Below are 17222 nucleotides of genomic sequence, written 5' to 3'. Positions count from 1 at the left end.
GGAAGTTGATCATGGTTTCGTCGCCGATGTATGAGCGTTTGAAGGTGTTTATGGAGGCGGCCCGGGCCAATCGTGGGTTGGCTGCGTGGGATTCTGATCACGAGAAGACGATCCAGGGTTTTGAGCAGGCGATTGATCGTTTGAAGGCGTATCGCGATGGTCATGGTTTTACGGGTAAGACCGGGGACGCGATGGACCAGTGGGTGGACCGATCGATCAGCCGCATCGAGGAATACCGGAGGAGGTACCAGCAGGGGTACAACACGTACGTGGCAGGACGCCAGGTGATGGCGAACGCCCTGAAGGAGGCGGAGTTGCTTTCGCCGGATTTGTTGGATGCGAAGACTGCGGCGATGCGTGGTGCTCCGCTTGTTGCGGTTCCTGAGAGTGAGCCGGGGGGTGGCGTGTCACTGTTGGGGATGCGTTTCACGACCGGCGAGGCCTACGCGTCTGCGGTTGAGGAGCAAAACAACGCCCAGCGCGAAGCCGCGGCATCGCGCGTACTGAACATGGTCAACGGTCTTACCACAGCGCTTGGTGCCGGGATGACACAGGGCGGTGGCACCGAGGCACCGGACCCAGGAAAAGACATCGGCGAAGACTTCGAGAAACCACGCGGCGGAACGGAGCCTGGCTCGGGAAATGGTTCCAACAATCCCTCGGTTTATTCTTCTGGGAATGGTTTTGGTCGCCAGGGTGGTCGTAGTCCTTCTTCGGGTGATTATCCGGGTGGGTTTGATCAGCCGTGGTGGAGTGAGGCTGATGCGGCTGCGGCTCGTAATCGGACGGTTGCTTCGGGTGCGTTGCCTACGCGGGAGCCTTCGTATGGGGATGTGGGGTCGCGGACGAATCCGATTACGGATCCTCAGGATTTGATGGATACGGATTTGTTGCATCGGCGTGTTAATGGTACGGCGTATCGTAATGGTGTTGTGGGGGGTCATACGCCGGCTCCTGCGGCGGATGTGGATCATCCGTTGTGGCGCCTTAACGGGGGTCGTGCCTCTGATTCGTCTGCGGCTGGTCGTTTGGGTGGTGCGGGTGTGCTGGGTGCTGGCGCGCTGGGTATGCGTGGTGCGGCCCGCATGGGCTCGGGTGGTCTGGGCGCCGCTGGCGGGCTCAAGGTTGGTTCTTATTCTGGGTCTGGGTTTGGTTCCTATACTCCCCCCTCGACGTCCGCTGGCGCAAACGGCACCGCGGGCTCGGGCGCCTCTGGCGTCACGGGCGCGGCCGGCGCGAACGGCAGTGGCGCTGCCGGCGCCGCGGGCTCGGCGGGCAAGGGCGGCGCGGGTGGGCGCGGCTTCATGGGTGGTGGTGCCGGCGCCGGTGCGGGCGCGGGCAAACAAGATCGTAAAGGCCGCAAGCGCAAGTACGTGGCCTTCACGTTCGATGAAGGAGACGAGGACGGGCTGCCCCGGGGTTATGTGAACCCCCTGTCGCAGATGTATGGGAACGATCAGAGCATCACCCCGGCTAAGCGTGTGGACGACGGATGGGATCCTCGCCAATGGTGAACCCCATGCATGTTTTCACGCCCCGCCCGCCCCGTCTGGTTTCGGGGTGGGTGGGGCGCGCTGCGCGCGTCCTGACCGCCGCCGCCTCCGTCCTGGCGCTGGCCGTTGGTGCTCTCGTGTTGGTGCCTGCGTCGGCCCGTGCGGATGATGTGATTACGACGCAGGAGTATTTTTCTTATTATCATTTGGATACTGCTCGTGCGAAGGGGTATACGGGTAAGGGCGTGACCATCGCCCTCATCGACGGCCCGGTGGATACCAGCGCGCCGGAGCTCAAGGGCGCCAACATCACTGATAAGAGCCGATGCACCATCGAAGCATCCGCATCAAACAGAACCCATGGGACGGCGATGGCGTCCTTCCTGGTCTCACGTGATTACGGGGTGGCGCCTGACGCCACCTTGCACACGTATCAGGTTGCAAACAAATCTTCTGTTTCTTCTGGTTCCTGCTCGGCAGGCGGAAAGCCTCTCGCCACCTTCAGCAAACTGATCAATCAGGCTATTGATGATGGTGCCCAGATCATCTCCATTTCACAAGGCGGAGCTCATGACGACAGCGACGAAACAAAGTGGACAATAGCCCACGCGATGAGCCGGGGGGTCATCGTCGTCGCGTCGGCGGGCAACGAGGGGCGCGACGAGAACGACACGCACCTCGGTCGCTGGTCTGGTGTGGTGGGGGTCTCCGCGATCACCAGTGATGGGAAGTTCGCCAAATACTCCTCGTGGGGTAACGGGGTGACCACCGCGGCCATCGGCGGACCCGCCACAGTACGCAGCTACAGCGAAGGCAAGAACGTCGAGGAAACAGGAACATCAATCTCCACTCCCTTAGTTGCCGGGATGCTGGCTCTGGCTCGTCAGAAGTGGCCGGAGGCTACGGCGAATCAGACCCTGCAGGTGCTGACGCATACTGGGCTGAACCCAAACCACCAGTGGGACAAGTACACGGGGTACGGGGCCATTGACGGGGGTGCGTTGGTAAATACGGACCCCTCCCAGTACCCAGATGAGAACCCCCTGGCACAAAAGGAAGGCGGATCCAAACCCACCACCAGCGAAGTACAAGACTACGCCGACGGACTGATCCCCCCTCCAACCAACTTTACGCTCGATGCCTCCTACTCCTACCGCGGCACCGACGAAACACTCCTCTGGCTCCCAGAAAACGCAACACCCATCCACCTGGGCACCAGCCCCAAATACCACCGCAAATAACCACAACCATGACACACGCGCAACACACCACCCCCGCGGCGCCTCGTTCACCCCACCCACCCCGCCCGCTTTCGGGGTGGGTGGGGCGTGCTGCGCGCGTCCTGACCGCCGCCGCTTCTGTCTTGGCGCTGACTGTTGGTGCTCTCGTGTTGGTGCCTGCGCGGGCTCTTGCGGATGATGTGATTACGACGCAGGAGTATTTTTCTTATTATCATTTGGATACTGCTCGTGCGAAGGGGTATACGGGTAAGGGCGTGACTATCGCCCTCATCGACGGCCCGGTCGAGCTGAGCGATCCCGAGCTCAAGGGCGCCAACATCACCGACAAAAGCCGATGCACCATCGAACCATCGCTCAAAAGCAGGTATCACGCGAGTGAAATGGCAGCGCTCCTGGTGTCGCAAAATTATGGAGTTGCCCCGGATGCCACCTTGCACACGTATCAGGTTGCAGGCAAATCTTCTGTTTCTCCTGGTTCCTGCTCGGTGGGCGGGAAGCGTCTTGACACCTTTGGTAAGTTGATCAATCAGGCTATTGATGACGGCGCCCAGATCATCTCCATTTCACAAGGCGGAACTCATGACGACAGCGACGAAACAAAGTGGACAATAGCCCACGCGATGAGCCGGGGAGTCATCGTCGTTGCATCGGTCGGCAACAACGGGCGCGACGAGAACGACACGCACCTATCACGATGGTCTGGTGTAGTGGGGGTGTCCGCGATCACCAGCGACGGCAAGTTCGCCAACTACTCCTCTTGGGGCAACGGGGTGACCACCGCAGCCATCGGCGGACCAATCAATGTCCGAGACTTCGATACCGGCAATACAACGACGACAACAGGCACCTCGAATTCGACAGCACTGGTTGCCGGGTTGCTGGCTCTGGCTCGTCAGAAGTGGCCCAATGCCACGGCGAACCAGACCCTGCAAGTCCTGACCCACACCGGGCTGAACCCAAACCACGAATGGAACAAGTACACGGGGTACGGGGCCGCTAACATTGGTCCGTTGGTGAATACGGACCCCTCCCAGTACCCGGACGAGAACCCCCTGGCACAAAAGGAAGGCGGATCCAAACCCACCACCAGCGAGGTACAAGACTACGCCGACGGACTGATCCCACCCTCCGACGACGTCGCGCTCGATGCCTCCTACTCCTACCGCGGCACAGACGAAACACTCCTATGGCTCCCAGAAAACGGCACACCAATCCACCTGGGCACCAGCCCCAAATACCACCGCAAATAACCACAACCATGACACACGCGCAACACCCTGCCCCTGTGGTGCCTCGTTCGTCCCGTCTTTCGGGGTGGGTGGGGCGCGCCGCGCGCATGATCAGAGCCGGTCAAATCCCCATCGGTGGACACCGTGCGGGGCTTCGGGTGCGCCCCGGGCGCGATGCGACAACCACCCGTTCACGTTCACGCGCCCCCAGGCCGCTAAAGTTCGCCCGCGGGAGTCACGGCACCGACACGCACCGCGTAACCGGCGCGGACTCACGCCCCGTAGACTCCACGACCACGCTGACCGTCAGGCAGTTCTCGCCGCTGACCGCCACCGTCGTCAGGCTATTGCGGCGCATGGTATCCGCCACCGCGGCCTCGCCCGGACGGGTCAACACGTACTTGAACGCCAGCTGATCGGCCTGGTACTGCGCCTGATGGGGCACCTCCCACCCCCAGCGGATCTCCGTCCCCCCCAGCGTCGCGCTCACCTCGCCGACCGCCGCGGGCGGAGCCGCACCCGGATCGGCACCGCCCGTCTGACCGGTCGTCTGCTCCGTCGTGGGAGTGGATCCGCCGCCCACGTGCACGCTGTGTCCGCCGCCCGTCAGCATCGCCACCACCAGGGCCGCCGTCGCAACCACCATGACCAGCGCCAGCACCGGCACCACCCACGGGGGACGCTTCGAATCGCCATCGACCAGCCCCGTCCGGCTGGTCGTCGAATTCCCGTCCCACGCCTGGTTCGCCGAACCCTGGGGGACATCCGCGAAACTGCCGCGCCGAGTACGCGTGCGCTCCGCGTCCAACGCCGCCGCAGACGCGGGCGACAGGGCCGAGGCGGGCGTTAAAGCCGACGCGACGACGCTCAGCTTCATCTCCGTCACCGGGCGGTGCATCTCGCGCTCAATGGTCTGCAGCGCGTACCCCAGCGCCGCCGCGGACCCGAAACGATTCTCGGGATCCACACTCATGGCGCGACGAATCACGGCCGTCACCGCGTCCGGCACGCCCGGGCGGTCGATGCGCGACACGCGCCCCGCCGCCACACGCTCCGCGACCGCCCTCGCCGAATTATCCCCGCCGGGCACCTCGAAGGGCGAACGCCCCATCAGCAGCGTCCACAGCGTGGCGCCCAGCGCCCACACGTCCTGCGTCGGGTGAGCCCTGGCGGTCCCCGCGATCTGCTCCGGGGGCGCCCACATCACCGAGAAACCGTCGCTGCCACCCCGCGGATCCGTCCCCATCGGATCGGCCACGCCAAAGTCGGTGAGCACCGGCGACCCGTAGGTGTTGATCATGATGTTGCTGGGCTTAATGTCGCGGTGCACATAGCCCGCGCGGTGCAGCATCTCAGCGCCGCCGCACATGCGAATCATCATCGACAGCGCCCGATCCGCGGCCATCGGGTTCGCGCGAACCTGATCCAAAATGTTCGCGACCGGGCAATACTCCATGACCAGGTACGGCAGGCCGTCCGGCGTGCGCCCAGCCCCGTACAGCTGCGCGACCGCGGGGTGGCCCGACACCAGTGCCATAACATCCGCCTCGCGGGCGATCCCTGCCTCGCCGTCGGCGCCGCGATCCCTGCGCGCCACCTTCACCGCGACATCGCGGCTGGGCAGCTCCTGACGACACAAAAACACGTCCGCAAAACCCCCGGACCCCAGGGGACGAATCCACTGGTATCCCGGCAGCACGGGAACCATTCCAACGCGAGCGTTACTGTCCATCAACGTGCCCCTTTCCTGCGGCCCACAAACCTGGCCCACGGGCGCTTGCTCATGGCGACGGCCGCCTGACGGCGGGCGCGGCGGCGCCAGCGCAGCGACTTCAGCGACAAAGCGGCGCGCACGCGCGCAAACACCGACACCGACGACGCCCATTCGCGTCGCAGCTCATCCACGTCGCTCCAGGCCCTCTCAGCGTCCTCCTGGCGCGCACCGGCCGAAGCAAAGTCCGCGACATCCGCGCGGCGGGCGACCGTCACGACGCGGGGAACCGCGCCGGAAAACATCGACCATCCGGGCACGCGCACGGCGACCGGGCGCCCACGCGCCTTTCGGCCACCGCGGGGCGATTCCCCGGAGCCACCCGCATCCTCCGAGCCGCCGGACTCTGTGCCCGATTCCTCGGGGGCCCACTGCGTGGCCAGCGCCCACGCGACCTCCTGGCGCGTCAGGTGAGATTCGACGACCAGGCCGGAGTCGATCGCGGTATCCACCAACTCATCCCACGAGCCCCGCACCGCCTGGGCGCCCCCCAGGCGGCGACGGCCCTGGCGGCGACGCGCCTTGAGCAACAGAACCGTCAGGACCGGGCCGAACAGCACCAGCAGTGACAGCGACACGGCGCCGATCACCATCCACGGGATATGCAGCCCGTTGGGGTCGTGCGGGTCCGTCGCCTGGTCGCGCGTCGCCGGCGGCAGCTCGACCGGCGGCTCGGGCGGCTCGGGCGGCTGCAGGACCTGAGGCTTGGGCACCGACTTCGGCCGATTGACCTGCGTGGTCGGCTGCTGGTCGCGCGGCGGCGTCGGATCAAAGGTCGCCCACCCCACGCCGGGGAACTCCACCTCGACCCACGCGTGCATGTCACTGCCCGTCAAATCCACGCTGCCGGAGGTCCCCTCGCGGTAGGCACCCATGACGACGCGCGCTCCGATCCCCTGCGAGTGCAGCATGAGCGCCATCAGGGTCGCGTACTGCTCGTCGTCCCCGACCAGCATGTCCGCGCCGATCATGCGCTGGATACGGTCCTGGGAGGAACCGGGCCTGGAATTGATCGAGTCCTCGTTGGAGTAAAAACCCTGCGTGTGCAGGTACGTCTCTATCGCGCGCGCCTTCTCCAGATCCGAGCGCGCCGTGGTCGTGTGCTCGGAGGCCAGGGTATCGACGTCCTTCGGCACGTTCGTATCGGTCCCCGAATATCGACGCGCGTCCACGCTGGCGTACTCCGCGTCCGCGTGATCGTTCGGCATCGAAGTGCTCAGCGAATAGTTCATCTCCCCGGCGGGACCCGTCGTCAACGCGGTCTCCGCCCACAGGTCGTAGTTCAACCCCTTCTGTTGGTCGTCCGACGCAGAGTCGGCCCCGTCGAAGCGCAGCACAGAAACCTGTCCGATCGTGGGCACCCACGGCCCCAGCAGATGCGACGTCGAAACCGTCGTCTGGGTCTGCGCGGTGTCCGCGCTGCGCCCGGGAATCGTCGAACCGACGCGCCGGTATCCCGCGGTGCCGTCCGTGTTCGCCGCGCCCATCCCGAACGTGGTCCCGTCGTACACGTCCATCGCGCCCAGGCGCACGCGCGCCTCCTTGGGCATGTTGGACACGCGGATCATGGACTCATTCTCCAGATCCTTGTTGTAGTGGCGATAGCTCGACAGCGGGGACGGGTACTCGCGCGCATCCACGGGCGGCTCCACGAAGTCACGCCCCACCAGGCGGTCCGAGGCCGTCGGCCCCAGCAGGGACCCCGCGGGAATCGCGGCGGCGACCATCGCGCCGACCATCAACGAGGCCATGCCCACGCGCCACCACACGTGCACAATCTGGCGGGACGAGCCACCCATGGTGGTGGACGCCGACGTGGTGGACGACGCCATGCCGATGACGATGTCCGCGCCCGACCGGGCCCGACCAATCGCCGAGGCCCACGACCACCACACGATCAGGCCAACCCACCACAGGACCACCACGATCACGCCGGGGGCCTGGTGGGTGGGACCCCACACGATGGCGATCACGCCGGAGAGAATCAGGGCGGCAGAACCCCACATCGGGCGCCCGTAGCGCACCGTCACGACCCCCGCCACCAGGGAACACACCAGGCACGTCATCCACGGCACCAGCGCGGGCCCCACGTAGGAGGCGGCGGGAGGCGTCAGGGTCAGCAGATCCTTCCAGGACTCGACCGCGCCGATCACCAGCGTCTGCAAGGTCCGAGAGGTGGGTACCACGCCCCACCGGGTCGTGTCGCGCAGGGCCGCGGCCCCGCCAAACAGGAAATACGATGCCACGAGGCCGGCCGTCATCGACAGCAAATCCCAGCGCCACGCCGAGGCCACCCAGGCCAGCAGCAGGCCGACCACGACGCCCGCACCGGCCGCGATCGCGCCCTGTCCGCCACCAAAGACACCCTCGAACATAAGGACCGGCCCGGCAAACAGGACCGCCAGCACCAGCAGCGACCACGACGGCAGAGCGGCGCGGCGCACCGAGCCACCCATGGTGGTCTCCTGCGCAGACGAGCGGCGGGGAACACCGGGTGCGGGAGCACGACGCGCAGCATTCACAGCGCCACCCCCCGGGTAATCAGCATCGGCAAATCCTCCAGCGACGGGCAATCGATGATCACGCCCCGGCTGGTCTTGCGGCGGCGCCTGGCTTGCCCCGGGACGACACGAATAATAGACACCGCGACGTCGACCGGCGCGATATTGGCCAATCGCGCCGCCTCGGCGTCATCGACGCTTTGCCCAACCACGATCGACAGCACCGAAATGGCGCCGCGCTCCATGACGCACCGGCGCACGACGCCCGCGAAATCGGAACGGATCGACGTTTCCATCTCGGACAGCGCGTCCAGCATCGCCATGGGCGTGCCCGTCGGAATCCACTCGTCGGCGGTGTGCATCGACACGGTGCGTGCCTCTCCCGAACCCGCGATCGCCAGCGAGGCCGCCACCGACACCGCCGTCTCGAACGCGCGCCGATCCCACGAAACGACCCTGGTGTCCAGCAACACCATGTGGTGCGACCGGTGTATCTCTTCGAACTGGCGGACAATCAGGCGCCCAAAGCGCGCGGTCGACGCCCAGTGGACCGCGCGCCGGTCATCCCCCGGCTCGTAGTCCCTCAGGGCGTGGAAAGACACGTCGGAGCTGGTCAGCTTCTCGCTGGCCACACCCTCAACGTCCATCTGCATGCCCGTCGCGTTGAACGAAAAACGAACCGTCGGCGGATGCACGTGCACCAGGATCGGTTCGTCCCACTCGCGCACTCGGCGCAAAAGCCCCAATCCGTCCATTCGCACGGTGCGCGCGGGACCCACCGTGATGACGCCGCGGCGCTTCGTCATCACCGAAAAGGCCTCGTTCCAGGTCCCGTTCCCGCTAATCGGGGGAACCGTGAACTCGCCGCTGCCGCGCCCGATCGCGACCTCCACCAGCGTCGAACCCGAACGCCGCCCGGACTCGTTCACCACGCGCACGCGCCCGACGGCCACCTCGCCGGCGACGATCCTGTCGCTGGCCATGCGCAGCGACACCGACAGCGGGGACGGCGACGCGACGGAGGCGATCGCCACCGCCAGCACTACCAGGCCCATCACGGCCACGATGAAGCCCTCGATCCAGCCGAAGGCCGCCGAGGCGACCGCTCCGGCGATGAGCGCGACGCTCACCGCCCAGCCGGCAGGCGTCAACACGCCCAGCCAGCGCGCCAGGGCCGCGTACGCGGGCATCGCCCGCAGCCGGGCAGTCGCGTCACGCCAGGCGCCCAGGAGGATCCGACGTAGTTTCCTCACGCGCTCACCTCTCGGGCTTGCACTCGCCGACGATGTGGGTGTCGCGTTTAAAGGCGTCCTCGCTGTCCGCCTTCGTCGCCATTCGCGATGGGATCGGCCCCTGGGAATCGACACGGACCTGCTCGGTGGCGTTATCGATGTCGGAGCGGATCGTGCAGATGTGCGGCACGGACGCACCACCCCAGCCCGGCGCGTTCAGCGAGAACGTGTGGCACGGGCCGTTCTGGCGGTGCCCCTCATCGCCCTGGCAGGTGCCCACCCACGTCGCCGTCACATCCAGCTTCGTCGTGGTCGTCGGGCGGCTGTTCATCGTCGTTTGGCCCGCGGAGTTGACAGCCACGACCGTGGCCTGATAGCGCGTGCCCTGATCCAGGCCGGTGAACGTTACCTCCGTCGCGTCCTTCCCCACGACCTGGGTGTGCTGGCCCAGGGTCACGCGGATTTCGCTGGGGGCGGGGTTCGCGCCCACCGGATCCCAGCGGACGGTCGCGCTGTTCGTCCCAACGTTCGTGATAGACACTCCCACCTGCGAGGGCGGGCCCGTGGGGGTGCCGCTGGCCGACACGACCGGCGACGCGACCGTCTTGTTGCCCAATCCGGTGCCGGTCTGGCAGAAGAACAGCGTGTACCTCTGCCAGCCGTCAACCTGGATGATGCTCCCGTTCGAGATGGGCCGACCGCCCGCGCAGCCGCCCTCGTTCCACGCGTAGCGCAGCGTCAGGCTGCCCGCGTCGAAGCCGTTGCCCGGCGCGACGGCCAGGCCGTCCACGCGCAGCTCCCCGGCACTGCCCGTGCCCGACAGGGTCGGGGCGGCGATCGGCGCGGGGGTCGTCGCAACGTTCGTCGAGGCGTACGCGGGTCCAGAGGAGTCCCCATCAGAGTTACTCAGCGTGACCGTCACCGGGATGTTCGCGCCCGTCTTCACGCCGGGAACGTCCACACTCGTGGCACCGGGCGCCGCATCGGCGCGAGCATTGCCCACCGTCACCGTGGTCGTGCCCCAGCCTCGGCCGCCCGATTTGCCCAGCGTCCACGTCACCCGGACCGTCGCGTACGACGGATCCGATTCCGCATGCAGCGGATAGGCCGACACCGATCCCGGCGTATCCGGGGCGCCGTGCGGATAGCCTGTCCCCCGTGAGGAGATGGGCGAGGGCGACTCCGCACCATTGTGCGCCTGAATCGTCACCGAGTAGACCTCGCCGTTCTTCAGGCCATTGATCCTCTTGAAGGTTTCCCCGCCTCCCGCCGTATACGACTGCGGCTGTCCTCCCGAAGAACCTGCGACGAAGATCGTGTAAGAGCTGATCGCCGACCCCCTGTTCGCAGGCTGAACCCAGGAAACCTCCAGGGCAGAGTCAACGCCCTGGACCGTGGGGGCAGCCATCTGTTCGGGCGCCACGTCGACCAGCACCCTCGAGGAGGGTGCCGACGGGTCGGAGGTACCAGCCTCGTTGTGCGCCACGACGGTGAACGTGTGGTACTCGCCGTTCTTCAGGCCAGTGACCTGCACGCCGGGGTTACGCGTCCCATACTTCTCGCCGGTAGTCACATCCGTCACCGTGTAACCGGAGATGGTGCCGCCATTGGCCGCACCCTCCTGGAAGGACACGAACGCGCTGCCCGGTCCCGTCGCCGTAGCCGTCACGTTCACCGGCGGATCCGGCCGATCCAGCACCCTGACGATGACGCGGCCCTGCACGATGCGATCAGGATCATTCGTGGCGTCCATGACGCGGTACACGACGATCATGTCGCCGTGGAAACCGGCCTTCGGCGTCACCGACACCACGTTGCCGTTACCCGACGCGGTTCCCTGGCCCACGTGCACGGAGGCATCCAGGACCGTGAGCGGCTGCTGGAACGGATTCGTCGTGTACTCCGACAGGTTCACGTCCACCGTCTGACCGGCGCTGGCCTTGATGCGCGCATCCGTGGTGGTCACGAGCGGCTTCGAAGACTTTACGATCGTCACCGGAATGTCGGCACTGACCGCGCCCGAACCGTCGTCCACGCTGACCGTGATCGCGCCGACGGGCCCCTTGGGCTGATCCTTCTTACCCGACACGCTCATGCTGTAACCATCCAGCGACACGTCCACGCCGCCGGGCACCTTCGTCAGACGGTACTCGAAGGTATTCTTCGCCTGATCGTCGGGGTCGTCAACCATCTGCGTCAGATCGACCGTCACCGTCTCGCCCTGGCCGACCAGGATGGGCGTCGGCGTCAGGCGCGGCGGCAGGTTTCGGGCGGGCTGGATCGTCACCGGAATGGTGAGGGTCGCCGACAGCGCGGAGACGTCATCCGCCGTTCCGTCGCGCACCGTGAAGGATACCGACGCGCGGCCCGACGCGTCCTCGGGGGCACTCAGCACCAGGTGCGACGAATCCTGCAACGACACCGAATCCAGGCCGCCGTTGGACTTAACCGACGCGGAATCCGCGATGATCGGGGTTCGCGACCGGTCGCGTACCAGCACGTAATCGCTCAGATCCAGGGTCATCGTGGACCCCGCGCGCATCGCCACCGGGACGCGCGAGTTATTCAGGCGCGGCGCCAACAGATCTGTGCCCGGAACGGTCACGACGGCGCTGGCGCTGAGGCCGTCCTGGTCCGTGGCCGTGTACACCACGAGGCGGCGGCGCGCCTCCGGGGTGATCGACAGGTTCTGGCCGGACACGCTCACGCTCGACCCGTCGGCCGACACCGTGAGCGCCCCGGTGGTGCCATCCGGGTCCTCGTCGTTCGCCAGCACCGCGACGCTGACGGGCTTCGAGTCCGAGGGCAGGTCCGCCACCGACACCACATCATCGCGGGCGACCGGGGCGCGCAGAGGCGCCTCCTCGTCCACCGTCACGGTCAGCTGCCCCTGGGCGCGGCCACCGCGCCCATCCTGGATCTGGAAAGCGACGACGAAAACGCCGTTGGTGTCCGGGGCCTGCACCGTCACCGCGTCCTCGGCCACCGACACCGAAGCCGCCGTGTCCGACACCGACACGGTGGCGGGATCCGTGTCCACCGACAGCGCGTCGCCGTCCGCGTCCAGGTCGTTGCTGAGCACGTTAATCCGAACCTCGCGGCCGGGGCGAACCGTCACCGCATCCGGCACGGCCGTCGGGTTATGGTTCTGGTTCCCGGGGGGAGCGATACCCACGCGGACGCGCGCACGTCCCTGCACCCCCAGACGGTCCTCGACGATGTAGGAGAACGTGTCCGTGCCCGTCGCGTCATCGCTGGGCGTGTACTCCAGCCACTCCGTCCCCAGCACGACGCTGCCCTTCGAGGGCGGCTGATCGATACCCACCAGGGTGACCGAATCACCGTCGGGGTCGATGCCCGTGAGAGGCACCGGAATACGGCTCATCTGACCCTGAACGGCCCACGCGCTCAACGCCTTGGGCACCGGGGCGCTGTTCGCCGCAGAGGCGGGCACGATCTCGAAGGTGACGGTCGAGGTCGCACGGTTCCCCACCGAATCAACGACCGTGTACGCCACACGCACCACGCCCGCCTCGGAACCCGCGGCCACACGCACCTGGTTGCCCGTGACGAACACCGTGCCCAGCTCCGCACCGGACAGAACCGTCACGTCCGGATCCAGGCTCAGCGACAGGCCGATCGGCGAGCGGTCGTTCGACAAGACGTTCACCGATCCGATGTCGTCGGCGCGCACCTTCGCGGAATCGGGCGTCGCCTCCGGCGGCTGCTCCTCGCTCTGGGCCTCCGTGGGGATGACGCTCACCTGCGCGGTCGCAGAACCGGCGCCGTTGGACACCGTGTACGTAAACGACGCCACGTCGGCGAGCCCACCGGGGGCCGTAATCCTCAGCAGGTGGCGCTCGATGAGCGTCACCTCAAGGCCCGACTTTGCCGGCACGTCAATCGACTGCACGACCAGCACGCCGCCCGACGGATCCGTGTCGTTGGCCAGCGGGGCGATCAGGGACGCGCCGCCGCTGGGCAGCACCGACAGGTCATCCTCCGCGATCGGCAGCGCTTTCGTGTCGTCGGCCACCACGTCCACGCGGATCACGCCCACCGACGTGGAGGGGCCGTCCGACACCGTGTACGTGAACTGGAACGAACCCGGCACCGAACCGGTAAAGTTCAGCGTCCCGCGCGACAGGTCAGCCGACACGGAGGTTCCGTCCGGCGGCGTCCCCGCGGCCACCAGCGACAGGGCATCGCCGTTGGGATCCGTGTCGTTCGCGATCGGGTCGATCGTCAGCGGCTCGCCCACTCGGGCCACGTAAAAGTCGGCGCGCGCCAACGGGGGCACGTTCCCCGACTCCTGCACGCTCACCTGCAGCTCACCCACGGTTTCCGCGCGCCCGTCCGACAGCGTTACGTTCAGCGCCTTCACGCCCGCACCCGAACCCAGGTCGCGGACCTGAACCGTGCCGTCCTCCGAGAACTGCGCCGCCATGCCGTCGGGCGCCGCCACGCTCTTCACATAGAATTGATCGCCGTCCGGATCGATCCAGTCCGACAACAGGTTGTACTCCACCTGCGCGTTCGCGCCCACCTTCACCACCGGGTGCTTAATCTGGCGCGGCCCCTCATTCTGGGTCCACGGGTGGACCGTCGCCCGCACCGTCGCAGTGGCGCCCGCCATGCCATCCGATGCCTCGTAGGTAAAGGAGGTTGACCCCGACGTCATGTTCTGCGGCACGTCCGTGATCTGCAGGGCGCGTCCTCCCCTGGTGCGCACGACCGCGCCGAACTCGGGTTCGGACACCGCGCGTGCCGTCAGCACGTCCCCGTCATCGTCCGAATCGTTATCCAGCACCGGCAGCATCGTCGAGCGACCCGGGCGGATCCCGAAATCGTCGTCCACGGCCTCGGGGGGCGTGTTCTTATCCTTGTGCTCCGGCTCTGAAACCTGCTCGCGCTGATCCGGGGTGGGCGTGTCCTCTTCCTCCTGCTCCTCGGTGGGGATCTGGTCCCAGTTGTTCACCACGACCATGTTCTTGTCGGGAAGCCACAGCGTCCCCGTCGACACGTCGTTGAGGATGATGCGCGTGCGATTCGTGCGGAACACCGCGGAGGTGGCCTCGGCCAGGGTCGATACCGTCTGCGCCTGGTTGCGCGACTGATCCGTGCACGTGCGCAGGAAGGCGCCCGAACCTGCCCACGCGCCGTAGGAGCAGCCGCGGTGAAACACGGGAGCGGCCGGGGTGCCCTTTTTTCCCTGATCCGATGCCGCCTGGCGCTGTGCCCCCTTCCCGTTCAGGGGAACGGACAAGAGCTCGGAGTCGGTGGCCATCAGGACGGCCGCGGCGTCGTCTCCGGGCGCCTGCAGGACGGCGCCGGTGATGTGGTCTTCGCTGAGGTCGCGCACCTTACCGTCCGGCATTACGAGGCTGTTGCCGCCCTGGTCATAGATGATGGGCTTGTCCCCCACCGCGGTGATCGACAGCTGTCCCGCACCCTTGAATCCCTTGATTTCTGTGGTCTTTGAGCGCCACGTCTGCCCCGCCTGCTCCAGCGTCACCAGCGTGGCCGAATCGGGGGAAAAGGCAAAGACCTTGCCCGAGCGGGACACGGTGACGACACCGCCGCTGAGGTCCTTGGCCACCGCATCCTCGCGCGCAAAGGACATGGACGCGGGCTCTTGCGCTTTTCCGGCCCACAGCAGGCCCTCGCTGGGGTCCAGCACCGCCAGCACCGACCCGCCCTGGACCTGGATCGCGCCCTCGGGCAGCGTTACCGCCTGGCCGACGGAAAAGGAGGTCGGGCGCACGGGAGACACCGTGCGGGTGACCGTCTCACCCAGCGTCACGTCCCCACCTGCCTGGCCGATATCGAAGGAGGCGGACTTGACGGCGACCGTGCCGTCCAGCATCAGGGCGTCATAGTTGAGGTGCCCCACAAGCTTGCGGTCCTGGTTGGTCACCCAGATGCCGCCGTCGTCAACGCTCACCTGGGTGACCTCGACGCCCCGGTAGATGACCGCCAGCACGCACAGCATCGCTGACACCAGCAGGACGGCGATAGCGGGGATCCGCTTGCGCCAGGCGTTTGCCGATTGACGTGCCTTATTCATGTCGCTTCCTCAGTCTCGATGTGCGCACTGTCTGCGGGCGTTGTTGGCATCCGTGGGCGAATTATCCACCCCACCCAAGGATACACACCGACCAACCCTATGGATAAACCCCCGCGAGAACAACAGGTGTCGCATAATCCGACGGTTTTGCGCCGGTTTTCCATCGTTTGCCCACGGTCTTTCCCCATGCGAGAACCTGACCACAATCGTGCATTTGGACGCCCCGCCGGGCGGATGCGAACGCCCTTGCGCACCCTCGCGCGCCCTCAGATGCGGGCGACCCGAGTTACGGTGGGTGCATGGCGAAAGAAAAGATCACGTACCGCTGCTGCGATTGCGGGTGGGTCTCGCCCAAGTGGGTGGGCCAGTGCCGCGAGTGCGGGGCGTGGGGAACCATCGATCAGAGCGGCCAGGCGGCGTGGGCGCACGCGTCGGCGACGCCCCCGCGCCAGGCGGCCGTGCCCATCGGTCAGGTGGACGCTGAGCGGGCCGCCTGGCGCTCGACGGGGATGGGTGAGCTGGACCGGGTGCTCGGCGGCGGCATCGTTCCCGGCGCGGTGGTCCTGCTCGCCGGCGAGCCGGGTGTGGGCAAATCCACGCTCCTCCTGGCCGTCGCGGCAAACGCTGCGCGCTCGGCGCGCTCGTGCGGCCTGGGACCCGTCCTGTACGTGACGGGCGAGGAGTCGGCGGCGCAGGTGCGCTCCCGCGCCGAACGCATCGGGGCGCTGGAGCCGAACCTGTTGATCGCGGACGAGACCGAGCTGGGGGTCGTCCTGGGGCACGTCCAGGAGGCGGCCCCTTCCCTGCTGATTGTCGACTCAGTGCAGACGATCAGCTCGGCCCAGGTCGACGGGGGTGCCGGCGGCGTCGCGCAGGTGCGGGCGGTCGCGGCCTCACTGATCCGGGTCGCCAAGGAATCCGACCTGCCCGCCCTGCTGGTCGGGCACGTCACCAAGGACGGGGGGATCGCGGGCCCGCGCGTCCTGGAACACCTGGTGGATGTCGTCTGTCAGTTCGAGGGGGATCGACATTCGCGCCTGCGCCTGTTGCGGGCGGTCAAGAACCGCTACGGACCCACCGACGAGGTTGGCTGTTTTGAGCTGACGGACTCGGGGATCTGCGGCCTCGCGGACCCGTCCGGCCTGTTCCTGTCGCGCACCGGCAGGAGCGTGCCCGGGACGTGCGCGACCGTCTCGCTTGAGGGGCGCCGCCCGCTGCCCACCGAGGTCCAGTCGTTGGTGGCTCCCTCCTTGGGTGGCTCTCCCCGGCGCACCACGTCGGGCGTGGATCACGCGCGCGTCGCCATGATCCTGGCCGTCCTGCAGGCCCGCATCGGGGCGGACGCGTCGGGGGCAGACGTGTATGTTTCCACGGTCGGCGGGGCTCGCACCGTCGAACCCGCCATCGACCTGGCGATGGCCATCTCCATCGTGTCCTCGGTGAGGGGTACGCCCCCTCGCGCCAACCTGGTCGCTGTCGGAGAGATCTCGCTGACGGGCGAGGTCCGCGCCTGCACGGGCACGCAGCGCAGGCTCGCCGAGGCCGCCCGCCTGGGCTTTTCGGCCGCTATCGTCCCCTCGCAGGGCAGCCAGGACCTGACCGGCGCCTCGGGCATCACCGTGTTCACTGTCTCTGATTTGGCGGCGGCGATTCGCGTCGCTTTCCCCGCGGACTCGCAATAATAGAGA

Annotated in this window: 8 protein-coding genes; 4 read left to right on the top strand and 4 right to left on the bottom strand. The window is 66.9% G+C overall.

Going from position 1 to position 17222, the window contains the following annotated elements:
* Positions 1–11 precede the first annotated feature (11 nt).
* From BLT68_RS04840 to BLT68_RS04830, 3 genes are read left to right on the top strand one after another with little or no spacing between them, the layout of a single operon-like run.
* Positions 12–1514 carry a hypothetical protein gene (locus BLT68_RS04840; RefSeq protein WP_074633125.1) on the top strand — a complete coding sequence of 501 codons (1503 nt, stop codon included), beginning with the start codon at positions 12–14 and terminating at the stop codon, positions 1512–1514.
* 5 nt (positions 1515–1519) lie between these two features.
* Positions 1520–2734 (top strand): S8 family peptidase, encoded by a 1215-nt coding sequence (locus BLT68_RS04835; protein ID WP_232618754.1) that lies wholly within the window; start codon positions 1520–1522, stop codon positions 2732–2734.
* Positions 2735–2742: 8 nt separating this feature from the next.
* Positions 2743–3984: a S8 family serine peptidase gene (locus tag BLT68_RS04830; RefSeq protein ID WP_074633122.1), complete on the top strand. Its 1242-nt coding sequence runs from the start codon at positions 2743–2745 to the stop codon at positions 3982–3984.
* A gap of 214 nt (positions 3985–4198) precedes the next feature.
* On the opposite strand, the gene BLT68_RS04825 is transcribed toward BLT68_RS04830, so the two are convergent.
* The 4 genes from BLT68_RS04825 to BLT68_RS04810 form a co-directional block, all read right to left on the bottom strand.
* Positions 4199–5695 (bottom strand): serine/threonine-protein kinase, encoded by a 1497-nt coding sequence (locus BLT68_RS04825; protein WP_074633120.1) that lies wholly within the window; start codon positions 5693–5695, stop codon positions 4199–4201.
* Complete coding sequence (locus tag BLT68_RS04820) at positions 5695–8190, bottom strand: transglutaminase-like domain-containing protein (protein WP_074633119.1); 2496 nt, start codon at positions 8188–8190, stop codon at positions 5695–5697. The genes BLT68_RS04825 and BLT68_RS04820 overlap by 1 nt, the downstream gene beginning before the upstream one ends.
* 62 nt (positions 8191–8252) lie before the next feature.
* The gene (locus BLT68_RS04815) at positions 8253–9488 is read right to left on the bottom strand and encodes a DUF58 domain-containing protein (protein WP_083332373.1); all 1236 of its coding nucleotides are present in this window, start codon (positions 9486–9488) and stop codon (positions 8253–8255) included.
* Between the two features lie 4 nt (positions 9489–9492).
* Entirely contained in the window at positions 9493–15534 is a 6042-nt protein-coding gene (locus BLT68_RS04810; RefSeq protein ID WP_070779185.1) for a fibronectin type III domain-containing protein, read from the bottom strand.
* A 299-nt stretch (positions 15535–15833) separates the two neighbouring features.
* Here BLT68_RS04810 and radA point away from each other — a divergent pair, with 299 nt between their 5' ends.
* Positions 15834–17216 (top strand): DNA repair protein RadA, encoded by a 1383-nt coding sequence (gene radA / locus BLT68_RS04805; protein WP_070779186.1) that lies wholly within the window; start codon positions 15834–15836, stop codon positions 17214–17216.
* Positions 17217–17222 lie beyond the last annotated feature (6 nt).

This window comes from Schaalia meyeri, from assembly GCF_900105015.1.
GTDB lineage: Bacteria > Actinomycetota > Actinomycetes > Actinomycetales > Actinomycetaceae > Pauljensenia > Pauljensenia meyeri.
The sequence above is the reverse complement of the archived record's forward strand: the minus strand, read 5'-3'. Positions and strand labels throughout refer to the sequence as shown.